Source organism: Paraburkholderia sp. BR10954, from assembly GCF_040965775.1.
Lineage (GTDB): Bacteria > Pseudomonadota > Gammaproteobacteria > Burkholderiales > Burkholderiaceae > Paraburkholderia > Paraburkholderia youngii.
In genome coordinates this window covers 36,777-58,456 of the sequence record NZ_JBFRCK010000025.1, presented here as the reverse complement: position 1 = coordinate 58,456, position 21,680 = coordinate 36,777, and the positions used below count along the sequence as shown (strand labels likewise).

29 protein-coding genes and 2 tRNA genes are annotated in these 21,680 nt (G+C 64.8%); 16 read left to right on the top strand and 15 right to left on the bottom strand.

Translation table 11 applies throughout. The features are described from left to right. Positions 1-57 precede the first annotated feature (57 nt). From dusA to AB4Y34_RS28475, 3 genes are all read left to right on the top strand, one after another. Entirely contained in the window at positions 58-1,059 is a 1,002-nt protein-coding gene (gene dusA, locus AB4Y34_RS28485) for a tRNA dihydrouridine(20/20a) synthase DusA (protein WP_176377904.1), read from the top strand. An 89-nt stretch (positions 1,060-1,148) separates the two neighbouring features. Further along, positions 1,149-1,224 (top strand) — tRNA-His (locus AB4Y34_RS28480). A gap of 350 nt (positions 1,225-1,574) precedes the next feature. Further along, positions 1,575-1,844 carry a hypothetical protein gene (locus tag AB4Y34_RS28475; RefSeq protein WP_176377905.1) on the top strand — a complete coding sequence of 90 codons (270 nt, stop codon included), beginning with the start codon at positions 1,575-1,577 and terminating at the stop codon, positions 1,842-1,844. Between the two features lie 154 nt (positions 1,845-1,998). On the opposite strand, the gene AB4Y34_RS28470 is transcribed toward AB4Y34_RS28475, so the two are convergent. Further along, positions 1,999-2,241, bottom strand: a complete 243-nt coding sequence (locus tag AB4Y34_RS28470) for a DUF6566 family protein (RefSeq protein ID WP_368717902.1) — start codon at positions 2,239-2,241, stop codon at positions 1,999-2,001. 110 nt (positions 2,242-2,351) lie between these two features. Beyond that, the gene (locus AB4Y34_RS28465; protein ID WP_368717901.1) at positions 2,352-2,549 is read right to left on the bottom strand and encodes a hypothetical protein; all 198 of its coding nucleotides are present in this window, start codon (positions 2,547-2,549) and stop codon (positions 2,352-2,354) included. 157 nt (positions 2,550-2,706) lie between these two features. Between AB4Y34_RS28465 and AB4Y34_RS28460 the strand changes: the two genes are divergently transcribed. Further along, complete coding sequence (locus AB4Y34_RS28460; RefSeq protein ID WP_176119940.1) at positions 2,707-2,967, top strand: hypothetical protein; 261 nt, start codon at positions 2,707-2,709, stop codon at positions 2,965-2,967. 35 nt (positions 2,968-3,002) lie between these two features. Here AB4Y34_RS28460 and AB4Y34_RS28455 read toward each other — a convergent pair whose 3' ends face one another. The 4 genes from AB4Y34_RS28455 to ssuD form a co-directional block, all read right to left on the bottom strand. Next, positions 3,003-3,218, bottom strand: coding sequence for a molybdopterin-binding protein (locus AB4Y34_RS28455; protein WP_008922916.1), 216 nt, complete (start codon positions 3,216-3,218; stop codon positions 3,003-3,005). Between the two features lie 66 nt (positions 3,219-3,284). Beyond that, complete coding sequence (locus AB4Y34_RS28450; RefSeq protein WP_368717900.1) at positions 3,285-4,286, bottom strand: ATP-binding cassette domain-containing protein; 1,002 nt, start codon at positions 4,284-4,286, stop codon at positions 3,285-3,287. Beyond that, positions 4,283-5,131: an aliphatic sulfonate ABC transporter permease SsuC gene (ssuC, locus tag AB4Y34_RS28445; RefSeq protein WP_368717899.1), complete on the bottom strand. Its 849-nt coding sequence runs from the start codon at positions 5,129-5,131 to the stop codon at positions 4,283-4,285. Before ssuC ends, AB4Y34_RS28450 begins: the two co-directional genes overlap by 4 nt. A gap of 25 nt (positions 5,132-5,156) precedes the next feature. Then, positions 5,157-6,317 (bottom strand): FMNH2-dependent alkanesulfonate monooxygenase, encoded by a 1,161-nt coding sequence (ssuD, locus tag AB4Y34_RS28440; RefSeq protein WP_176377910.1) that lies wholly within the window; start codon positions 6,315-6,317, stop codon positions 5,157-5,159. Positions 6,318-6,532: 215 nt separating this feature from the next. Between ssuD and AB4Y34_RS28435 the strand changes: the two genes are divergently transcribed. Both AB4Y34_RS28435 and AB4Y34_RS28430 read left to right on the top strand, forming a co-directional pair. Next, complete coding sequence (locus AB4Y34_RS28435) at positions 6,533-6,679, top strand: hypothetical protein (RefSeq protein WP_176119944.1); 147 nt, start codon at positions 6,533-6,535, stop codon at positions 6,677-6,679. Positions 6,680-6,841: 162 nt separating this feature from the next. Beyond that, positions 6,842-7,267: a hypothetical protein gene (locus AB4Y34_RS28430; protein ID WP_176108714.1), complete on the top strand. Its 426-nt coding sequence runs from the start codon at positions 6,842-6,844 to the stop codon at positions 7,265-7,267. Positions 7,268-7,364: 97 nt separating this feature from the next. Here AB4Y34_RS28430 and AB4Y34_RS28425 read toward each other — a convergent pair whose 3' ends face one another. Both AB4Y34_RS28425 and AB4Y34_RS28420 read right to left on the bottom strand, forming a co-directional pair. Next, on the bottom strand, positions 7,365-8,501 hold the full coding sequence (locus AB4Y34_RS28425) for an enoyl-CoA hydratase/isomerase family protein (RefSeq protein ID WP_368717898.1): 1,137 nt from the start codon (positions 8,499-8,501) through the stop codon (positions 7,365-7,367). Between the two features lie 46 nt (positions 8,502-8,547). Then, the gene (locus AB4Y34_RS28420; protein WP_176377912.1) at positions 8,548-9,384 is read right to left on the bottom strand and encodes a TetR/AcrR family transcriptional regulator; all 837 of its coding nucleotides are present in this window, start codon (positions 9,382-9,384) and stop codon (positions 8,548-8,550) included. Positions 9,385-9,530: 146 nt separating this feature from the next. Between AB4Y34_RS28420 and AB4Y34_RS28415 the strand changes: the two genes are divergently transcribed. Continuing rightward, the gene (locus tag AB4Y34_RS28415) at positions 9,531-10,505 is read left to right on the top strand and encodes an NAD-dependent epimerase/dehydratase family protein (RefSeq protein WP_368717897.1); all 975 of its coding nucleotides are present in this window, start codon (positions 9,531-9,533) and stop codon (positions 10,503-10,505) included. Between the two features lie 42 nt (positions 10,506-10,547). Here the strand turns inward: AB4Y34_RS28415 and AB4Y34_RS28410 are convergent, their stop codons facing one another. Beyond that, the gene (locus tag AB4Y34_RS28410) at positions 10,548-10,832 is read right to left on the bottom strand and encodes a DUF1488 domain-containing protein (protein WP_013089272.1); all 285 of its coding nucleotides are present in this window, start codon (positions 10,830-10,832) and stop codon (positions 10,548-10,550) included. A 162-nt stretch (positions 10,833-10,994) separates the two neighbouring features. After that, entirely contained in the window at positions 10,995-11,282 is a 288-nt protein-coding gene (locus AB4Y34_RS28405; protein ID WP_176377914.1) for a hypothetical protein, read from the bottom strand. A 289-nt stretch (positions 11,283-11,571) separates the two neighbouring features. Between AB4Y34_RS28405 and AB4Y34_RS28400 the strand changes: the two genes are divergently transcribed. After that, a complete protein-coding gene (locus AB4Y34_RS28400; protein ID WP_176377915.1) occupies positions 11,572-11,763 on the top strand; it encodes a hypothetical protein in 192 nt (63 codons plus the stop codon). A gap of 82 nt (positions 11,764-11,845) precedes the next feature. Beyond that, entirely contained in the window at positions 11,846-12,235 is a 390-nt protein-coding gene (locus AB4Y34_RS28395; protein WP_176377916.1) for a hypothetical protein, read from the top strand. Positions 12,236-12,282: 47 nt separating this feature from the next. Here the strand turns inward: AB4Y34_RS28395 and AB4Y34_RS28390 are convergent, their stop codons facing one another. Both AB4Y34_RS28390 and AB4Y34_RS28385 read right to left on the bottom strand, forming a co-directional pair. Beyond that, positions 12,283-12,621 (bottom strand): multidrug efflux SMR transporter, encoded by a 339-nt coding sequence (locus AB4Y34_RS28390; protein WP_184068636.1) that lies wholly within the window; start codon positions 12,619-12,621, stop codon positions 12,283-12,285. A 4-nt stretch (positions 12,622-12,625) separates the two neighbouring features. Continuing rightward, the gene (locus AB4Y34_RS28385; protein WP_368582814.1) at positions 12,626-13,123 is read right to left on the bottom strand and encodes a heme-degrading domain-containing protein; all 498 of its coding nucleotides are present in this window, start codon (positions 13,121-13,123) and stop codon (positions 12,626-12,628) included. 223 nt (positions 13,124-13,346) lie between these two features. On the opposite strand from AB4Y34_RS28385, the gene AB4Y34_RS28380 reads away from it, so the two are divergent. The 7 genes from AB4Y34_RS28380 (at position 13,347) to AB4Y34_RS28350 (ending at position 18,777) form a co-directional block, all read left to right on the top strand. After that, positions 13,347-13,423 (top strand) — tRNA-Met (locus AB4Y34_RS28380). A gap of 217 nt (positions 13,424-13,640) precedes the next feature. Continuing rightward, positions 13,641-14,186 (top strand): NUDIX hydrolase, encoded by a 546-nt coding sequence (locus AB4Y34_RS28375; protein ID WP_176377918.1) that lies wholly within the window; start codon positions 13,641-13,643, stop codon positions 14,184-14,186. Between the two features lie 7 nt (positions 14,187-14,193). Further along, complete coding sequence (gene aat, locus AB4Y34_RS28370; protein ID WP_176119951.1) at positions 14,194-14,931, top strand: leucyl/phenylalanyl-tRNA--protein transferase; 738 nt, start codon at positions 14,194-14,196, stop codon at positions 14,929-14,931. Between the two features lie 102 nt (positions 14,932-15,033). Then, positions 15,034-15,879 (top strand): arginyltransferase, encoded by an 846-nt coding sequence (locus AB4Y34_RS28365; protein ID WP_176377919.1) that lies wholly within the window; start codon positions 15,034-15,036, stop codon positions 15,877-15,879. 126 nt (positions 15,880-16,005) lie between these two features. Further along, positions 16,006-17,028 (top strand): quinone-dependent dihydroorotate dehydrogenase, encoded by a 1,023-nt coding sequence (locus AB4Y34_RS28360; protein ID WP_176108725.1) that lies wholly within the window; start codon positions 16,006-16,008, stop codon positions 17,026-17,028. A gap of 109 nt (positions 17,029-17,137) precedes the next feature. Then, complete coding sequence (locus AB4Y34_RS28355; protein ID WP_176377920.1) at positions 17,138-17,932, top strand: cystine ABC transporter substrate-binding protein; 795 nt, start codon at positions 17,138-17,140, stop codon at positions 17,930-17,932. A gap of 185 nt (positions 17,933-18,117) precedes the next feature. After that, positions 18,118-18,777: an amino acid ABC transporter permease gene (locus tag AB4Y34_RS28350; RefSeq protein WP_176108727.1), complete on the top strand. Its 660-nt coding sequence runs from the start codon at positions 18,118-18,120 to the stop codon at positions 18,775-18,777. Between the two features lie 34 nt (positions 18,778-18,811). On the opposite strand, the gene AB4Y34_RS28345 is transcribed toward AB4Y34_RS28350, so the two are convergent. The 3 genes from AB4Y34_RS28345 to AB4Y34_RS28335 form a co-directional block, all read right to left on the bottom strand. Next, positions 18,812-19,858, bottom strand: a complete 1,047-nt coding sequence (locus tag AB4Y34_RS28345; protein WP_368717896.1) for a Gfo/Idh/MocA family protein — start codon at positions 19,856-19,858, stop codon at positions 18,812-18,814. 189 nt (positions 19,859-20,047) lie between these two features. Beyond that, complete coding sequence (locus tag AB4Y34_RS28340) at positions 20,048-20,767, bottom strand: FadR/GntR family transcriptional regulator (protein WP_368597323.1); 720 nt, start codon at positions 20,765-20,767, stop codon at positions 20,048-20,050. Between the two features lie 337 nt (positions 20,768-21,104). Then, entirely contained in the window at positions 21,105-21,668 is a 564-nt protein-coding gene (locus tag AB4Y34_RS28335) for a flavin reductase family protein (RefSeq protein WP_255208664.1), read from the bottom strand. Positions 21,669-21,680: the final 12 nt, after the last annotated feature.

Sequence of the window (21,680 nt, the reverse complement as noted above, 5' to 3'; positions counted from 1 at the left end):
CGCTTTCTGGCCTTGCGGTAAAATTATCGTTTTGATTCAAGCCCGCTCGGCCGTTCCATGTCTTTACCCCGCACTCCCAGCCCCCGCCGCGTGTCCGTTGCCCCGATGATGGACTGGACGGATCGTCATTGCCGCTCGCTGCATCGAATGATTTCGCGCCATACGTGGCTTTACACGGAAATGGTGACGACCGGTGCGCTGCTGCACGGCGACGTGCCGCGTCATCTCGCGTTCACGCCCGACGAAGCGCCGGTCGCGCTGCAACTCGGCGGCAGCGAGCCCGACGATCTCGCGCGTTCGGCAAAGCTCGGCGAGCAATGGGGCTATGACGAAATCAACCTGAATTGCGGCTGCCCGTCCGAGCGCGTGCAACGCGGCGCGTTCGGCGCATGCCTGATGAACGAGCCGCAACTCGTCGCCGATTGCGTGAAGGCGATGCGCGACGTCGTATCGGTGCCGGTCACGGTCAAGCACCGCATCGGTGTCGATACGGTCGAGGAATACGGCTTCGTCCGCGATTTCGTCGGCACGATCGCGCAAGCCGGCTGCGACGTGTTCATCGTTCATGCGCGCAACGCGATCCTGAAGGGCTTGAGCCCGAAGGAAAACCGCGAGATTCCGCCGCTCAAGTACGACTACGCGTATCAGCTGAAGCGCGATTTTCCGCAGTTGGAGATCATCATCAACGGCGGCATCAAGACGCTCGACGAAGTCGACACGCATCTTCAGCACGTCGACGGCGTGATGCTCGGGCGCGAGGCGTATCACAACCCGTACGTGCTCGCCGATGTCGACGCGCGCTTCTATGGGGCAACGCAGGCGCCGCTGACGCGCGATGAGGTCGAAGCGAAACTGATCGAGTATTGCGCGACCGAAATGGCGCGCGGCACCTATCTCGGCGCGATCACACGCCATGCGCTCGGGCTGTATCGCGGCGAAGCCGGCGCGCGCGGTTGGCGGCGAGTTTTGTCCGACAGCAAGCGGCTTGCAGCCCGCGATCTGACCATCTTCGACGAAGCGAGACAGCATCTGCGCGAGCCCCTCGAAATTTTTGAATAAAGGACTAGGCAAAGCCAGATCTAGTCCCTATAATCTCGTTTCTTCGTCGGCGAGACAGGTTTTTAAAGCAAGTCAAGCGGATGTTAGTGGTGGCTGTAGCTCAGTTGGTAGAGTCCAGGATTGTGATTCCTGTCGTCGTGGGTTCGAGTCCCATCAGCCACCCCAAAGAATTCAAGCAAACGGCGTTGTGAGCAATCACAACGCCGTTTTCGTTTTGCTGGCAGCCTGCTGCGTTTTCCATGATGAACGTGCGGTCTTCCGGCCCGCATCACCCCTTCCCGCCTCCTCCCTATCCTCGAAAACCGCTTGGCCAGCAGGGCCGGATCACCGCTCTGCCTTGTCGCGCTTACGTCTGAACGATTGTTTCTTCGTCGGGAATAGTAATTTCAGATTATCGGCACAAATTCTCGATAGTAGGGGTATACACTGCCTTCCATCGACGTTGCAGACACCTGGTTCACTGGCTCCTGCAACATCTTCCTGAAATGCAGTCGAAACGTTATCGGAGTCCTACCATGAAGACCAAGTTTATCGCCGCCCTGCTGGTTGCCGCTTCCGCCTCGATCGCCGCTCCCGCTTTCGCAAGCGGCTATGGGCCGGCGCCGTACTATCGTCCGTCGGTTGGCGCGCCGGCCTCGCAACAAGGCCAGAACGCGCAGACCGTCGCTGCTGAAAGCGCCAACGCGCAATCGAATGCGTACGGTGGCGTGAATAGCGTGTCGACCCAATCGGGCTCGCGCAGCGAGTCCAAGTCGGGCCCGCAATCGGTGTACTTCGGCCACTAAGCCGCCAGCAGTAGCAGTACCGTCGGATCCACTGCCTCTGCAGGCAGCGATCAAACTGGGCGCCGCGCATGCAGTATCGATGCCGGCGCCCAGTTGCGTTTACGCCGGCTGTAGTGCGCCCGGCACCGTTGCGTCGCGACGCGGCTATCCGCCATTAGCTTGCCAGCCCCGCATCGATCAACTCGCGCGCCGCACTGAAAGCCGCCTCGGCGGCCGCATGCTCGGTGGACCACAAGCTATCGATATGCACGAGCTGCCAGTCGACCACCGTTGAATCGTCGCGCAGCACCCGGAAATGCGCCTTGACGCCGGTCAGCACCTGTTCGACCGCCACCTCGATGTCATAGTCGCCATAACGCGCCTGATAGTCGCCCATGTCGACGCCCTTCGGCTCCATGTTCGTCTCCGTGGTTTCGCTGATCGCGGGCAAACGAACGCGCGCGACTCACCCGCGACGCGCCGCCTCGCTCTTCACCCCGGCCGCGCGGCCGGCCGCCGATCAGCGGATCAATTGCAGTCGCCGGAAAGATACTGCCGGCCGTTGCAGTTGATTTCGACCCCACCGCTGCCCGCTTCGGCGACGAGGTCGCACGCCAGCAACTCCGCCGCGACGGACTGCTCGACTTCGGGCGCCGTCTGTCCGACGCCGACGTCGTTCAGACGCCGCAACGCTTCGACCGCTTCGGGACTCAAGGACTTCGACATGGCCGTCTCCGTCGGAATGCTCAATTCATCGTAGCAAGTTTCATCGGCGGATGCAGGCGTGCGCGCCCGCAGCGGCCCCGGAACACAGTCTGCTACTAGTGAATCGTGCACACAGCCGCGTGTCTACGGACGACGCGCGACATCGAAGGAGAACGACATGAAGCGAGGCAATTGGGCCACCCTAACGGCCACTGCTGCAGCGCTGGCGGCGCTGCTCGCGAGCGGCGCGAACGCCGTCGCGCAGACGGCGTCCAGCGCGCCGCCGGACAGCCATGCGCCGATGGCCAAACCGCCCGAGGCGGCATCGGGCGCCGGAGGTTCGAGCAACCCGGACAACATGCCGATCAAGCGACCGACGAAGCCAACCAACGACCACATGTCGCACGAGCCGCCAGCAAGCGGCGCAAACGCGAAGTAGCCGCTGCGCACGACGCTCGCGCTAGCGCAACGTCGTCAAAGCCGCGCAATCGACACCTCGGTCGACTTCACGAGCGCGACCACCTCCGAGCCGACTTTCAGTTCGAGTTCGTCGACCGAGCGCGTCGTGATCACCGACGTGACGATGCCGAACGGCGTCTCCACGTCGACTTCGGACACCACCGAGCCGCGAATGATTTCCTTGACCTTGCCTTTGAATTGATTGCGCACGTTGATGGCGGAAATGCTCATTTCAGATAACTCCAGAGAAGCGGTTGATAACGGAATGGATCAGATGGGATCGATTTGCTGGACAGCTCAGACGGCCCAGCGCACCTCGGTCGGCCGCGTCAGACGACCCGGTTCCGGCAAGCCGTACGGGTCATAGGGCTCGTACGCGCGATGCGCGAGCGTGTCGTCGTTCGGCGCGTTTTTGAGTACGCGTTGCAACACGTGATCTTCGAGCGCGGCGAAGCCCGCCGACGCCCGCGCCCGCGGCCGCGCAAGCGCGACCGGCTGATCGAGCGCGATGCGGCCCTTCTCGATCAGCAAAATCCGGTCGCCGAGCGCGACGGCTTCGTGCACGTCGTGCGTGACGAGCAGCGCGGTGAAGCGATGCTCGCGCCACAGCCGTTCGATCAGCGTGTGCATTTCGATGCGCGTCAACGCATCGAGCGCGCCGAGCGGCTCGTCGAGCAACAGCAATTGCGGACGATGCACGAGCGCCCGCGCTAGCGCGACGCGCTGCCGCTGACCGCCCGAGAGTTGCGCGGGCCAGTCGTTCGCGCGTTCGAGCAGGCCGACTTCGGCGAGCACCGCGCGCGCATCGTCGCGCGCGCTTCGGCCGCGACCGAGGCCGAGCATCACGTTCTGCAGCACGCTTTTCCACGGCAGAAGACGCGCATCCTGGAACATGATGCGTGTGTCGAGCGGACCGCCACTGCCGGCGCGTTTTTCGAGCACGCCCGAGCTGGCTTCTTCGAGACCGGCGACGAGTCGCAGCAACGTCGACTTGCCGCAGCCGCTGCGGCCGACGATCGCGACGAAGCTGCCGCGCTCGATCGACAGATCGAAGCCCGACAGCACCTCGCGCTCGCCATAGCGTTTGCCGACGCCGCGCAATTGCACCGCGTAGTCGCTTGCGGGGCGCGCGTCGCTGCGGGCCAGTGCAGTGGCGGGTTGCAAGCCGGCCGCCCCGTCCCGCTCGATCTCCGCGGCCTCGTTCGCGTCGTGATCCGCGAGCCGCGGCTGCGCGAGCTCGGTCTCGAGGTCTCTGCCCGCGATGCCGCCGAAGGTCGCCGATAGTGTCGTTGCGCTCATGCTTTTGCTCCTCGCTGATATGCTGGATGCCAGCGCAGCGACACGCGCTCGAGGCTCTTCGCGAGCATGTCCGCGAGCTTGCCGAGCGCCGCGTACAGCAGAATGCCGACCACCACCACATCGGTTTGCAGGAATTCGCGCGCATTCATCGTCATGTAGCCGATGCCCGATTGCGCGGAAATCGTCTCGGCGACGATCAGCGTGACCCACATCAGGCCGAACGCGAAGCGCACGCCGACCAGAATCGACGGCAGCGCGCCCGGCAGGACTACGTGGCGGTACAGCGCGAAACCTTTGACGCCATAACTGCGCGCCATCTCGATCAGGTTCGCATCGACCGAACGGATGCCGTGGAACGTGTTCACATAGACCGGAAAGAACACGCCGAGCGCCACGAGGAACACCTTCGCCTGTTCCTCGATGCCGAACCACAGGATCACGAGCGGAATCATCGCGAGCGCGGGGATGTTGCGGATCATCTGCACCGTCGAATCGAGCACGATTTCCGCGGGCTTGAACAAACCCGTCGCCAGTCCGAGCACGAGACCGATGCCGCCGCCGATCGCGAAGCCCGAGACCGCGCGCCACGTGCTGACCTTCACGTCCGCCCACATTTCGCCTGACTGGATCAGCGACCAGGCGGCCTTCACGACCGCGAGCGGCTCGGGCAGCACGCGTGTCGACAGCGCGCCGCTGCGCGCGGCGATTTCCCACGCGAGCAGGATCGCGATGGGCGCGAGCCACGGCACCAGGTGCGCGCCGAAGCGGCGCAACGCGTCAGCGCGCGTGGTGGACGCGGGCTGCGGGGTTGCCCCCGTAGCCGCCTTCAAAGCAGTGTCACTCATGTTGGCTTTTCTCCTTGCCGGTCGATCAGCTCGCGCTCGCCGCCTTCGGCAGATCGCTGGTGCCGACGATTTCGCCGAACGGCCCCGACAGCGGCCCGTTGGCGACCTTGCTGAAGCGTTGCGGCAGCAGCGGAAACACGAGTTCGGCGAAGCGGTAGGATTCCTCGAGATGCGGATAGCCGGACAGGATGAACGTCTCGATGCCGAGCGCCGCGTACTCCTTCATAAGCGCGGCCACCTGCTCCGGACTGCCGACCAGCGCGGTGCCCGCGCCGCCGCGCACGAGCCCGACGCCCGCCCACAGATTCGGATAGACCTCGAGCTGTTCGCGTCCGCCGCGCTTGCCACCGTGCAACGCGGCCATGCGGCGCTGGCCTTCCGAATCCATCCTCGCGAACGACGCCTGCGCACGCGCGACCGTGTCGTCGTCGAGCTTGCTGATCAGCTTGTCGGCGGCGGCCCACGCTTCTTCCTCGGTCTCGCGCACGATCACGTGCAGACGGATGCCGAAGCGGATCTGCCGGCCGCGTGCCGCGGCGCGTGCGCGAATGTCGGCGATCTTCTTTGCGACCGCTTCGGGCGGCTCGCCCCACGTCAGATAGGTGTCGATGTGCTCGGCCGCGATATCGTGCGCGGCCGCCGACGAGCCGCCGAACCACAGCGGTGGATGCGGGTTCTGCACCGGCGGATACAGCGCCTTGCCGCCTTTCGATTGCAGATGCTCGCCGTCGAAATCGATCGCTTCGTTGCTGTGCGAGGCCGTAAGCAGCTTGCGCCAGATATGCAGGAATTCGTCGGTGATTTCGTAGCGCGTGTCGTGATCGACGAATACGCCGTCGCCGGCCAGTTCGGCCGCGTCGCCGCCCGTCACCACATTGATCAGCAGCCGCCCGTTCGACAGCCGGTCGAACGTCGCCGCCATGCGTGCGGCGAGCCCCGGCGACGACAGTCCCGGGCGAATCGCGACGAGGAACTTGAGCCGCTGGGTCGCGGGAATCAGGCTCGACGCGACGACCCAGGCGTCCTCGCACGAGCGGCCGGTCGGCAGCAGCACGCCCTCGTAGCCGAGCGTATCGGCGGCGACGGCGATCTGCCGGAAGTAGTCGTAATCGGCTGCGCGTGCGCCTTGGGACGTACCGAGATAGCGGCTGTCGCCGTGAGTCGGAATGAACCAGAACACATTCATGTTGTTGCTCCTGCCTGCTCTTGAAAGAAAACGGTGGGCGCGAGCGCCGGCCGCGCGCATCGGGCCGGCAACCGGCAAGGCGCTGCGAGGTGTTGAAGGATTGCGAAACGGACGGTGGGCTCAGGCCACCGGCAAAAGCGCTGAAAGCCTATGCGCCGGGCGGACGACACCGCGAACACGACCGTGCGCGGACCCTGCGGCAACGGAGATTCGGCATGAGGCTCGACATTGCGACGGTTTTCCTCGACCAACGTGCGCGTGGTGCGCTCGATTTAACGGATGACGGCGACACCCGCGCCGTCTGCATGAGGAAACAGTCTATGGAGCGGTCCGCGGCTTTTGAACGATTTTTTTTAGCTTAGGAATTCCGCTTTCGTGATTAGCCCGGCGCTACCGCATACGGTTGTTGCGCTTTACACACGCGGCCGCGGCCCCCGCACCCCGATCGATATAATGGCGCTCGTTTCCAATCACCCGGTACAGGCGTTGCGATTCGCGTCGCCAGTACGTTGCCGGTGCAATGCATGCACAAAATAATTCTGCCGTTCGTCGCCGGTTTTCTGGCTTCTTTGTTCTTCCGCGAATCGACGCTTGCGCTGATGCACGCCGCCGGCATGATCGACCCCACCGGTTTTTCGACCGCGCCGTTTTTGCCGCTCGGCCTGCCTGAATTCATCGCGAACGCAATCTGGAGCGCGTGCTGGGCCGTGCTGATGGCCTGGCTGCTGCGCGTCGCGCCGCATCGGCACGCGCCTTGGGTACCGGCGTTCGTGTTCGGCGGCATCGTGCTGACGGCGGCGAGCGTGTTCGTCGTCGATCCGCTGCGCGGCATCTGGCCGAGCGGCAACATGCTGCCGCGCCTCGCGGTGGGCTTCGCGGCGAATGCGATGTGGGGCTGGGGCGCGCTCGTGTTCATGCGCGCGTTCATGGCGAGCGAGGCCGAGGAATGAGCGCGTCGCGCGTGAATACGCGCAACGCGTAGATTTTCGCGGGCGGGTTCGCGAGGCGGCGCGTTCAGTGCGCGCTCAGTGCACGTTCAGTGCACGTTCACCCGCGCAGAGCGACTAGCGGATGCTCGTCCGCCGGCCACGGACTGTCGAACATCTTCTCCACATCGGCCTGGTTGACGTCCTCGATGCGCGCGAAACGCCAGCGCGGCGCGTTGTCCTTGTCGATGATGCGCGCGCGAATGCCTTCCACCGTGTCTCCGAGCAGCAAGCTCGAACGTGTCAGATCGAGATCGACACGCAGCACGTCGGCCATCGACCCCTCCGCGCGCGTGACCACTTCGAGCGAGACCGCCATCGACAGCGGCGAGCGCTCGCGCAGCACCGCGATCGTCCGCTCGGCCCACTCCGCCGCGTCGCCGCCGCGCTTGCGCTCCTGTTCGAGCGACGCGAGTATCCGCGCGACGTCGGGCTGCGCGAAATGCCGGTCGATCAACGTGCGCGCCTTCGCGAGCGCGCTCTCCTCGGGCCGCGGCGCGACCTGATAAGCGAGCGTTTCGCGCTCGACGCACGCAACCACATCCGCGCCGCGCTCGAACGGTTCGCGGCTCAACGTAGCGACGAGCGCGGGCAACGCCGCGTCGTCGATGTAGACATCGGCGAGGCCCGCGTACAACGCGTCGGCCGCGCCGATCGTCTCGCCCGTCACCGCCAGATAGCGGCCGAGAGCGCCGGGCGTGCGCGCGAGAAACCAGCTCGCACCGACGTCCGGAAAGAGGCCGATACGGGTTTCGGGCATCGCCATCTTCGTCGATTGCGTGACGACGCGCAGGCCGCCGGTGCGATGCGCGCCCTGCGAAATGCCCATGCCGCCGCCCATCACGATGCCGTTCATCAACGCGATATACGGTTTCGGATACACGAAGATCGCGTGATTGAGCCGGTATTCCTCGCTGAAGAATGTATCGCGGGCCTGCTGGTCGCCGCGTTGCGCCGCCTCGTACATGAAGCGGATGTCGCCGCCCGCGCAGAACGCGCGCTCATGCCGGCTGCGCACGACGACGGCCAGCACCTCGGGGTCGTCGCGCCACTGGTCGAGCGCCATGTGGATCGCGCGAATCATGCTCGTCGACAGCGCATTCAGCGCTTTCGGCCTCTCCAGTTCGATGAAACCGATGCGGTTGGTTACGTGGGTCGCGATTTCGTCGCTAGTGGCGGGCGAGGCGGACGTGGGCATGGAAAGCTGGGCGCGGCGGCGCGGGTTGACGTGGAACTGAACGTTATCACGGGCCTGCCGCTTTGCGTTTGGTGGCGGGCTCGGGAGCCGGGTCCGTGGATTCGGCAGGCTCGGAGTGGCGCCGCGCGACGGTTTTCTTGCCGCGCACTGCGGCGCTCTTCGATGCGCCCGCTGCCACGGGCTGCGGCGCGCCGAGCCAAGCGTCGAGCGTTACGCCGACGAGCGTCTCGAGCGGCGCGCTCGGAAACACCGGACACGTGAGATTCAGCGCGACGATGCCATGCAGACTCGCCCACAACGCCTCGGCCCACACGGCCGACTCCATCGATGCGACCGACGCCGACAGACGCCCCGCTGCCCGCAACTCGTCGAGCGCGTCGATCATGATGTGCAGCGCGGCGTCGCCGGGGTCGTCGTCGGCGTTGCTTCGGGACGCGGTTGAACCACCGGTCCCGGCGTTCGCGCTTGCATCGTCCCCGTTGCCGCCGTCTTTGCCTGCGCCCGCCGCCGCGCCACCGAGCGCCGCGCCCGTATAGCTCGGATCCTCCATGAAAATCAGCCGGTACGTTTCCGGATGCTGGACGCCAAACGCGACGTACGCGCGCCCGAGCGCCTTCAGCCGTTCGGCGGGATCTGCGATCTGCACGAGCGGCACGAAGGTCGCGAGCAACTGCGCGTAGCCCTCCTCGCACAAGGCCCGCGCGATGTCGTCGCGACTCGCGAAATGCAGATACAACGTGGCGGGCGAATATTCGATCGCGTCGGCGATCTTGCGCATCGACAGCGCGGCAAAGCCCTCGCGCACGACGATGCGCCGCGCGGCATCGAGGATGCGTTCGCGCAGCGCCTGTTTCTGGCGGTGTTTTCGTTCAGCGATTCCCATGACTCGCAATTTTCAGGTTGACAAACTGAAAAGTCAAATTAAACTGAACGCTGTTTACTGAACACTGTTCAGTACATTTTCATCGGTCGAACTGAGTCGCCACGTGCACACGCGACGAGGTCGCGCCGCCATCTGAAGGAGTCGTCATGCAAGCCACGGGAAAGGTCGGTTTATTCGGTGCCGCGGGCGCAGCGGGTCAAAGCATTGCCGCGGCGCTTGGTGCGGCGGGCCGCGATTATCGGGTGGTCGGCCGCTCGCGCGAGGCATTGCAACGCAGCTTCGGTGACGACCCGCACGCTGAGATCGTCACCTGGAACCCCGACGACCACGCCTCGATTCGCGCCGCGGCCGCCGGTCTGCAAACCGTGATCTATCTCGTCGGCGTGCCCTACGACCAGTTCGCGCAGCACCCGCCGTTGATGGAGAAAACGCTGGCTGGCGTGACGGCCGCCGGCGTCGAGCGCTTCATTCTGATCGGCACCGTGTATCCGTATGGCCGCGCGCATGGCAATCCGATTTGCGAAGATCATCCGCGCGAGCCGCACACGTTCAAGGGTCGCATGCGGCTCGAACAGGAAAAGCTCGTGCTGGCCGCGCATGGCCGGAAAGGTCTCGAAACGCTGGTATTGCGGCTGCCCGATTTCTACGGACCGGGGGTTGAGCGCAGCCTGTTGCATGGTGTCTTCGTTGGCGCCGCTACCGGTAAGCGCGCACAGCTGCTCGGTCCCATCGACGTGCCGCACGAATTCATCTTTCTGCCGGATGTCGGCCCCGTGGTCGAACGACTCACGTGCACACCCGAGGCTTACGGCCGCTGGTGGCATCTCGCCGGCGCCGGCACGATCACGCAGCGCGAAGTGGCGCACGAGGCCTACGCGCTCGCGGGCCGCGAGCCGAAGCTGATGGTGGCCGGCAAGGGCATGCTGCGCGTGCTCGGGCTGTTCAATCCGCTGATGCGCGAACTGGTCGAGATGAACTATCTGTTGACCGAGCCGGTCGTGCTCGACGATTCCGCGCTGGGAACGTTGATCGGGCCGTTCAGCAAGACTTCGTATCAGGAAGGGATCAGGCGGTGCTTCGAAGCGGCGCGCGAGGCAGTGCCGGCGCATGGCGTGAATTAGCGGCAACGCGTTGGCGATGCGCTGGTGGAACGACAGTTCCGCTCAGCCTGCCATCTGCCCTGGCGGAAAGTGGCCACTCTTGAGTAGCACGGGTGTGCCGTTGCTGATCTGTAAATGCTCACGCGCAACGGCCTCGATGCGCGGCCGGCCCGCATCGAACGCACGCAGCCAGCCGTCGAGGTCCTCGCTGTAAGCGCCGAAATGATCCTCGAGCGCTTCCACCGAGATCGCGCACGGCACCGGCTCACCGTCCACCAGCGCTGAAAACACGACGGTCAGATTGGAGTCACGGTAAGCAGGCGCGTCTTCGGGAAAACGGATTTCCATGGTCGCCTCATCAAAAGGTGGCGGCGGGAACGTAACACGCGTGGAAAGCCGCTATGCGCCGCCGATCCGCGCGGGTCCCGCTATGGTACCCGCGCCGCCGGATCACGGTCCAGCGTGCGCGGGCGCCTGATTCAGGGCATCGCGCGGGAATCGCCGACACGCTCACTGCCCATCCAGCAAGCGGTCGACATATTCGCGCGCCGCCCGTTCGACGAACGCGAGCGCCTCTTCTTCGCTAGTGAAGCGTTGCCGGTCGCCGAGTTCGAGCAACGTTTCCATCCGATGCGGATCGTCCGGGCCGGCTTCGGCGAGGCTGACCGAGCCGACGTAAGTACCATCCGCTTTGGCGTGCGCTTCGCCCGACGCGCCCGACGTGCTGCCCCCCGGCACGAGGCGCGCGGTGGCGCTGATGTAATAGCCGCGATAAGGGCCACTGACCCGTTCAGCCATCTTCGTCCTCCTGTTGCGGTTGCGGAGCTGGCGCCAGTCGCGACTGCGCCGCCTTGATGCTTTAGCATGCGGCGCGCCGCTGCACCGGAGGTGTGCGGGCGGCCCGCCCCATTACGATAAGGCGCGTTACAGCGCGATAAGTTCTGCGCGCTCGCGAGCCGCACTTTTGCCCCACACCGCGGCCGCGCCGCACGTCAGCCACACGCGCTGGTCGAACGGTTCACATCGGCATGCTCCATGCTGTCAAAAGGTACTATGACGACACCATTTCGAGGCCAGCGAGCGCAATATGGGAAAATATTTTCTGCAGAATCACGAACTGCCCGAGCCGGATGCGGCGAACCGCTGGTTCGAGTACGCCGAAAGTCATGGGATCGACATCCCAAAAGCGATCAGCATCTGGGAAGACGCGGCCACCGAAGAAGGCGAGGAAGCCCGGCGGCTCGTCAGCGCGGCGGGCATCACCGTCGAAGCGACCTGAGCCTTGGCGCGCGCCCTCGCGTCCCACACCGACCGGCTCCAGCCCGGCAGCAACCTCCATCTGAATGAAAGGACACAACACGATGCATTTCACGACGCAACCGCGGCGCGCCGGCCGATTCCACCGCCTCCGATCCAGCGCCGCGCTTGCCTTCGTGCGTCGCGCGTCGCTGACTGCCGCATTGCCCGCCGCGCTGCTGCTCGCCGCGGGGCTCGGCGGCTGCGCGTCGTCGAACACGACCACGCTGATCAATCTGCCGAACGGCCAGACCGGCTTCGCGGTCAACTGCAGCGGCGCCAACGCCGGCTCGAGCTGGGCCTCGTGCTACGTGCAAGCGGGTAAGGCTTGCGGCGCGACCGGCTACGACATCGTGTCGAAAGATAACGACGAGGGTGGCACCGCTGGCGGCAGCGTCACGAACGTGGCGTCGGCGAATGTGAAAGGCCGCTCGATGATCGTGCGCTGCAAATAAGCCGACTTATGTTCCGGTGCGGCAACCGAGGCGGCATGCGCGGGCGCTCAATGCGCCTGCATCTTCGAGAAGAGATTCAACACGGCGACGCCAGCGACGATCAATCCCAGCCCGATGATCGCCGGCACGTCGGGTACCTGCCGGTACAGCACCAGCGCGACCAGCGTGATCAGCACGATCCCGGCACCGGACCAGATCGCATAGACGATGCCGACCGGAATGCTCCTGAGCGTCAGCGACAGGCAATAGAACGCGATGCCGTAGCCGAGCACGACGACCATCGACGGCAGCAGCCGCGAGAAACCATCCGAGGCCCGCATCGCGGAAGTCGCAATGACCTCGGCGACGATCGCGATCGCGAGCAGCGCATACGGGGGTACGCGCATCGCGTCAGCTTTTCGCGAGCGCGAGCTTGCCGTAATCGTGACCCAGATGCGCGCACAGCGCTTCGACCACGAGTTCATGATCGGCGCGCTGCGGCAGACCGGACACCGTGATCGAACCGATCACGCCCGCGCCTTCCACCGTCAGCGGAAACGCGCCGCCGTGCGATGCGTACTCGGTGGCCGGCAGACCGTGCTTGTCGGCGAGCGTCGCACCCGCGAGCTGCATTTTCAAACCGATCGCGTACGAGCTACGGCGAAATTGCGCGACAGTGTTGCCCTTGCGGCGCACCCAGTCGACGTTGTCGGGCGTCGCGCCGTCGAGCAGGCTGAAGAACAGCGGCTGGCCAAATGTGCGCACGTCGATCGCGGCGCCAATGCCGCGCGCTTTCGCGACCTCGTGCAGATACGCGCCGACTTGCCACGCACGGTCGGCATCGAAACGGGGAAACACGAGGGTCTTTTCCTGAAGAGCGATGACCTGCAGATCGTGAGCGATATCCATGGGGTTTAGAACGGGTCGGAGGATCAGAGTCGAAGAGGCCGCCGTCGTGAAGATCCGGCGAGCCGCGTGGAGAATCTGAATTCTAGCGCAGCGTCCGCGCGCGGCTTTCCGGAGCCTTTCCGACAGGTGTCGTAGCGGTCGCGGCGCAAAGCACAATGAAGCTAATCCTTACATGGCTATTGCGCTGTTTGGATGGCTGGTCTATAATCTTTTCTTCGACGGACGCGGGGTGGAGCAGTCTGGCAGCTCGTCGGGCTCATAACCCGAAGGTCGTAGGTTCAAATCCTACCCCCGCAACCACAACGAAATCATTGAAGGGTTACAACGCATTGGCGTGTAACCCTTTTTTGTTTTTGTGGCCACGAACTGACGAGCGCATCCGAAAATCGACTGTCAAGCGTGTCAGACGCGGCGGCGCTCGCCGCATCGAACCTCCCATCGCGCAGTCCCCGCCGGCGCCTCAGTAATCGCCCGCCCGGGTGATAAACTCCTATCACCCTTTCTCGTCCCCTTTCCAATGAAATTCTGTTCTGTCTGCGGCCACGGCGTCAGTCTGAGCATTCCGCCGGGCGACAATCGCGAGCGCTTCGTATGCAGCAGTTGCGGCACCGTGCATTATCAGAATCCGCGTAACGTGGTCGGCACCGTTCCCGTGTGGGACGACAAAGTGCTGCTGTGCCGCCGCGCGATCGAGCCGCGCTACGGTTACTGGACGCTGCCCGCCGGCTTCATGGAAATGGGAGAAACGACTGCCGAAGCGGCCTCGCGCGAAACGCTCGAGGAAGCCGGCGCGCGCGTCGAGGTGCAGAACCTGTTTTCGCTGCTGAACGTGCCGCACGTGCATCAGGTGCATCTGTTCTACATGGCGCGGCTGCTCGATCTCGACATTGCCGCCGGCGAAGAAAGCCTCGAAGTGAAGCTGTTCGAGGAGCACGAGATTCCGTGGGGCGAGATCGCGTTTCCAACCGTCGGCCAGACGCTGCGCTTTTTTTTCGCCGACCGCGCGGCCGGCAGTTTCGGCCTGCATACCGGCGACATCTTCCGCTCCCTGCGCGAAGGTTGAGCGGCGCATGGTTCCCTGGCTCGGAGCTGACGATCCGTTTCCGCCCGTCGAGCGCGCGCTCGGCGCCGCGAGCGGCGCGCCCGGTCTGCTCGCGGCAAGCGGCGATCTGCTGCCGTCGCGCCTGATCGACGCTTATCGGCGCGGCATTTTCCCGTGGTATTCGGACGGCCAGCCGGTGTTGTGGTGGAGCCCCGATCCGCGCATGATCCTGCGCCCTGCCGAATTCAAGCTGTCGCCGTCGCTGCGCAAGACGCTCAAGCGGATGTTGCGCGACGACGCGTGGGAAATCCGCGTCGATCAGGATTTCGCCGCCGTGATGCGCGCCTGCGCGCAGGCGCCGCGCCGCGGCCAGCGCGGCACGTGGATCACCGCCGACGTCGTCGAAGCCTATTCGTCGCTGCATCGCCTCGGCGACGCGCACAGCATCGAAACCTGGTTCGAGGGCAAGCGTGTAGCAGGCTTGTATGGCGTGTCGCTCGGCCGGATGTTCTTCGGCGAATCGATGTATACCGACGTCACCGACGGCTCGAAAATGGCGCTGGCCGCGCTGGTCGGGCACTTGCGACGTCACGAAATAGAAATGATAGACTGCCAGCAGAACACGTCGCATCTGGCGTCGCTCGGCGGCCGCGAGATAGCGCGCAAGGCGTTCGTCGCGCATGTTCGCGCGTCTGTCGGCGCACCGGCCATTCCTTGGCGCTTCGACAAGACCGCCCTGCTCGAAATCCTCGTGCGCGCGGCGTAGGAAAAATCAGGCCGAATCCGGGTCCGCCGCCCATCGAATCGCGGCATCAACCGCCAGGCGCGCCGGGTTTGCATTACCAGAGACGCTTCGAGAGCTGCCAACGTGACTCATCCCAACGAGCTGCCTCTTTCGCCGCTTTCCGCGCTGCAATTTTATGCAACGGCGCCCTATCCCTGCAGTTACCTGGACGGCCGCATCGCGCGCTCGCAGGTCGCCACACCCAGTCACCTGATCAATTCGGACGTCTACACGGATCTCGTCAAGGCCGGCTTCCGGCGCTCGGGCGTATTCACCTACCGTCCGTATTGCGACGGCTGCCGCGCATGCGTGCCGGTGCGCGTGCCGGTCGAGCGTTTTCAGCCGAACCGCACGCAGCGGCGTGTGTGGAGAAAACACGGCGAGCTGATCGCGACCGTCGCGCCGCTGCATTACGACGAGGAGCATTACGCGCTGTATATGCGCTATCAGTCGGCGCGCCACGCAGGCGGCGGCATGGATCGCGACAGCCGCGACCAGTACGAGCAGTTCCTGCTGCAAAGCCGGATCAACTCGCGGCTCGTCGAGTTTCGCGAGCCAGCGCGGCTGCGTCCCGATGGACGGCCCGATCCGCGCCCCGATGCACAGGGCGCGCTGCGCATGATCAGCATGATCGATATCCTCGGCGACGGGTTGTCGTCGGTCTACACGTTCTTCGAGCCGAACCTGCCGCACGCGAGCTTCGGCACCTACAACATCTACTGGCAGATCGAGCAGGCGCGCAGCCTGAACCTGCCGTACGTGTATCTCGGCTACTGGATTCGCGAAAGCCCGAAAATGGCGTACAAGGCGAATTTCCGGCCGCTCGAAGGCTTGATCGACGGCGAGTGGCGCGTGCTCGATCCGGCCAGCATCGACTTTCCGCCGGTCGATCTGCCGATGCATGGACGACGCGGTCCGCTCAGGCCGTAGCCGAAGCGCCGTCCGCCGAGTCGTCGCCGGGCCCTGCTCGCCGCCAGCAACGCCCTACCAGTCTCATTAAAGCCCAAAGCCGGTAAAATAGCGGGTTCCCATTTTCCGGCCGTCCGGCTTCATCCCGTGTTCAGCTCCCTTTATCCGCTCGTTCGCGCCCAACTCTTTCGCATGGACGCGGAAGACGCTCACCATCTGACTTTGCGCATGCTCGGCGCCGCCGGCCGCACCGGCATCGCCGGCGCGCTCGCCGCGCGCGTGCCGGATTCGCCGCGCACCGTGATGGGCCTCACGTTCCGCAACCCGGTCGGACTCGCGGCCGGCCTCGACAAGGACGGCGCGTGCATCGACGGTCTGGCGGCGCTCGGCTTCGGCTTCATCGAAGTGGGCACCGTGACGCCGCGCGCGCAGCCGGGCAATCCGCGCCCGCGCATGTTCCGGCTACCGCAAGCGAACGCGGTGATCAACCGGATGGGCTTCAACAACGCCGGCGTCGACCAGTTCGTGAAGAACGTCCAGGCCGCGCGCTATCGCGGCATCCTCGGTCTGAACATCGGCAAGAACGCCGACACGCCGATCGAGCGCGCCGCTGAAGACTACCTGTACTGCCTCGAGCGCGTGTACCCGTTCGCGAGCTACGTGACGGTCAACATCTCGTCGCCGAATACGAAGAACCTGCGCCAGCTGCAAGGAGCCGACGAACTCGACGCGCTGCTCGCCGCGCTGAAGGACAAGCAGCAACGGCTCGCCGACATGCACGGCAAGCTCGTGCCGCTCGCCCTGAAGATCGCTCCGGACCTCGACGACGAGCAGATCAAGTCGATCGCCGACACCTTGCTGCGCCACCAATTCGAAGGCGTAATCGCGACCAACACGACGCTGTCGCGCGCTGCCGTCACCGGCATGCCGCATGCGGACGAAGCCGGCGGCCTGTCGGGCAAGCCGGTGTTCGACGCGTCGAACGAAGTGATCCGCAAGCTGCGCGCCGAAGTCGGCGAGGCGGTACCGATCATCGGCGTCGGCGGGATCTTCTCGGGGGAAGACGCACGAGCGAAGCTCGCGGCCGGCGCGTCACTGGTGCAGCTTTATACTGGGTTCATCTACCGCGGTCCGGCGCTCGTCGCCGAATGCGCGCAGGCGCTGCGCTAAGCATCCGCACCGGCGGTGCATATAGACATAAACAAACGGTATTTAGATTGCGATAGTCTCGTTTGCTATGCTCTCGACCGTCAAAACGTCAGACGTACAAAGGAACACGATGAGATTTGGCCTGCTGAAGAAAATCCTCGCCACCGCGCTGATCGGCGCGTCGTTGACCGCCGTCGCCGCGCACGCGGAAGACCTGCTCGACCAGGTCAAGCAGCGCGGCACGCTGCGCGTCGGTCTAGAAGGCACCTTCCCGCCGTTCAACTCGAAAGCGCCGTCGGGCGAGCTGGTCGGCTATGACGTCGACATCGCCAAGGCCGTCGCGGCCAAGCTCGGCGTGAAGCCGGTGTTCGTCACGACCGAATGGAGCGGGATCATCGCCGGTCTGCAGGCGGGCAAGTTCGATGTGATCGTCAACCAGGTCGGCATCACCGACGCGCGCAAGCAGACCCTCGACTTCTCGCCGGCGTACACGTACTCGGCCGCGCAACTGATCCAGCGCAAGGACGACACGCGCCAGTTCACGTCGCTCGAAGACCTGAAGGGCAAGAAGCTCGGCGTCGGTCTCGGCACGAACTACATGGATATGGCGAAGTCGGTGCCCGGCATCGACGTGAAGACCTATCCGGGCGCGCCCGAATACCTGCGCGACCTGGCCGCCGGCCGGCTCGACGCGGCGTTGAACGACCGTCTGATGCTCGCGTACCTGCTGAAGAACTCGAACCTGCCGCTGCGCACCGGCGCGAACGTCGGCCCGGGCAACCCATCGGGCATTCCGTTCCGGAAGGGCAACCCGCAGTTCGCAAAGGCGATCGACGATGCGATGACCCAGCTCGAAGCGGACGGCACCTTCACAAAGATCTCGGACAAATGGTTCGGCATCGACGTCAGCAAGCCGATCAAGTAACACCCGTCTAGTCAAACGAAGGGCGGCATCGATCACGATGCCGCCCTTCGCGTTTATGCGGCCCGCGCGGGGCCTTGGACCCGAACCGCGCGTCACGTATACCCCGAGCCGCATTGCGCGACCCGCGCCTGAACGCGCGCCAAAGTTTATGATGTGCGCTTTGTGCGTCAATAAGAACACTACCCATGTCCATCACATCCCTGCTGCTCCAATCGCTGCCGGTACTCGCACAAGGCGCCTTGCTGACGATCAAGTTCGCGATCCTGTCGATGATCTTCGGCTTGATCGGCGGCGCCGTGCTCGCACTGATGGGGATCAGCCACAGCCGGCCGCTGAACTGGATCGCACGCGTTTATGTGAGCGTGATGCGCGGCACGCCGCTGCTGGTGCAGATCTTCGTGATTTACTACGGTCTGCCGAGCTTCGGCATCTCGCTCGAACCGACGCCGGCCGGCGTGATCGCGCTGTCGGCGAACGTCGCCGCCTATCTGTCCGAGAGCATGCGCGGCGCGATTCTGGGCATTCACCAGGGCCAGTGGCTCGCGTCGTACAGCCTTGGGCTGTCACGGCGCCAGACGCTGCGCTACGTGATCGCGCCGCAGGCGCTGCGCATCGCGGTGCCGAGTCTGTCGAACAGCCTGATCAGCCTGGTCAAGGACACCTCGCTCGTGTCCGTGATCACGGTGACCGAGTTGCTGCGCAGCGCGCAGGAAATGATCGCGTCGACCTATCAGCCGCTGCCGCTTTATCTGGCCGCCGCGGCAGTGTACTGGGTGCTGTGCCAGGTGCTCGAGTGGGCGCAGCGCTGGTACGAGCGGCGGCTGTCGCTGCCGACGCGGCACTGAGCGGCGCCCACTGCTTTTCCTTTGCCGCTGTGGCTCATTCGCCAGCGAACTTCAGCCCCAACGCCGCGCGCGCAGCGTCGGCCATCGCGATCATCTGTCGCGACGTGTCGTGCGGCATCAGCGGACTCTCCAGCACATCCGCGCGAATCAGCTCGCAAAAATGCGCGGTCTCGTAGTTCAAACCACCGCCTTCGAACGGTTCGTCGAGTTCGACGACGCGGCCGTCCGCGTAACGGATGCTCGCGCGCGACGGGTTCCACCACGGCTCGTGCAGCGTCACGTGACCGCCTTTGGCCATCAGCAGCGCATCGCCCTTGCCATGCAGATCGAGCCCGCAGAATAGCTGCGCGATGCCGCCGCGCTCGTGCTGGCTGTTCAGACTCGCGAACGTGTCGACGCCGGTCGCGCCGAGCCGGCCGAAGGTCTGCACGTCGCGTGGCGCGCCGAGCCAATCCACCGCAAGAAACATTTCGTAGATGCCGATATCGAGCAACGCGCCGCCCGCATGCTCGAACGACAGCGACGGATGATCGGCCGGCACGCCCGGCACCGAGCAGCCCGCGCGCACGAGGCCGACCTCGCCGATCGGATCGGCCGCGAGGTGCTCGCGCAACCTTCTGTAAAGCGGATAGAACGGCGGCTTCATCGCTTCCATGAAGAGCCGTTGCGAAGCGCGCGCGGTCTCGAGCACGCGCTCGAGCTGCGCACGATTGATACACGCGGGTTTCTCGCACAGCACGTGCAGCCCGGCTTGCAACGCGGCGATCGCATAGTCGGCGTGGCTGTCCTGCAGCGTCGCGATATAGAGCGCGTCGATGCCGCTCGCGAGCAGCGTATCGAAACTGTCGCAAACGGTACCGCCGAATTCATCGGCGAACGCCTGAGCCGGTTCCACGCGACGCGACCACAGCGCGGCGAGCCGCGCCCGCGGCACGAAGGCGAGACCTTGCGCAAAGCGGCGCGCAATCCGGCCAGTGCCGACGATCCCCCAACGGATTTCACGCGATGAAGTGGTGTCCTGCGTTGCCCGATTGGTCGGTTGGGCGGTGGCTGCCTGCGGTGCCGCTGTCGTGTCTGTCATCGTGTGTGCGAGGGTCCATGCGGTTCGGAACAGCCGCTATTGTCGCCGATGCCGTTTGAGAATGCGGCGAACCCGGCCAATCCGAACCATGCGACATCGCAGCCGCGCACCGACCTTCGACACCCGCGCCGCCGCTGTCGCGGCCAGGCACTCAAGCAACCAGGCTCAAACCGACGCTCACACCGAGTCTCAAACCCGCGCCGGCGGCTCCGCGGAAAACCGGCCGCCGATCTCCTCGGCCGCATAATCGATCATCGCCAGCGAGGCGATCTCGGCCTCCTTCGGATCGCGCCGCTCGATCGCTTCGACGACGCGCTGATGCGACGCGATCGCGCTCTCCCACACCCCGGTCCGGTCATGCACGATCGGGGCGACGGTCGACAGCGCGCCGCGAATGATCGCGGCCATCTGCTTGAAGAACTGGTTGCCGCTCGCGATCACGATACGCGTGTGAAACAGCTCGTCGGCTTCCTGATAGGCGGGCTCGCCCGGACGGATCACGCGAAACGCCTCGAACGCCTCGCGAATTGCCGCGACATCCGCGGCACTGCCGCGTGCGGCCGCCTGCGCCGCAGCGCGCGGTTCGATCAGGATGCGAAACTCGATCACGTCACGCAGAAACATCGGATCGGGCTTCGCGCGAAAACGCCAGTTGACGACGTCCTCGTCGATCATGCGCCAGTCGCTCATCGGCCGGATGCGCGTGCCGATCTTCGGGCGCACGTCGAGCATGTCGCGCGCGAGCAGCATCGATAGCGCCTCGCGCATCACGGTGCGGCTCACGTCGAATTCCTTCGACAGCACATCCTGCGGCGGCAGAATCGCGCCGTACTTTTCCTCGACGATGCCGCTGACGAGCCCGTCCATCACTTTGCTCACCAGCGAGCGATCCTTGTTTGCGTGTTCCATGACATATCCCCGAAGCGGTGTTGACCCCGCGTGGCCTGTTGATGAAGGGCCCGTACGTATCTGTTATGCAAATGGGATCGTTTTCGATACGTTGCTAGCTTCGAAACGGATGCGCCAGTTGGGACACTTCCTGACAGGGTTATCCCTCTGAAGATTTGTTTCGTTCGTGTAACGCAATCTGTTCCGCCAGGCTCAAAGCTCGCCCGTCAAAGCGTGCCTGCGTTACCCGGTTTAATTAGTGCGCATTCGCACGTTGGCGTGACGAAATTGTCTGATTTGCACGGACGTGGTCCGGCGATTGCGTGCTCGGGCGAACAAACATGCGATAGCAATCGCATCACGCCGAATCCTCGTTCGACGCGCTCGCCGCCACCGACGCATAGCGGCCGCCGAAAAACAGCAGCGGCGCGTGCTCGTCGAGCGAGAACACCAGCACTTCGCCGACGAACAGCGTATGGTCGCCGCACGGATGGCGGTCCACCACGCGCGCGGCGAAGCGCGCGGCCGCGTGCTCGAGCAGCACGACGCCGGCAAGGCCGTCGACCGCCGCGAAGCGCGGTGCGCAAGTCGGCGTGAGGCGGCTTTGCGCCTCGCCCGCGAAATGGCGGCTGTGGGACTCCTGCGCCTCCGACAGCACACTGACGCCAAATAGCTCGGCATCCATCAGCCGCGCATGCATGCGCGCACGATGTCCGACCGACACGACGATCAGCGGCGGCTTCAGCGACCCCGACATGAACGCGTTGGCGGTCATCGCGTGAAGGCTGTCGCCGCTGCCGGTCGAGATCACCACCACGCCGGTTGCGAAGCGCCCGAGCGCATGACGAAAGCGCCGCTCGTCGAATGACGGCGACCGCGCGTCATCGGCTGGCTTATCGGCTTGACCTGCATTGACGCGCATGGGCGCGCCGAC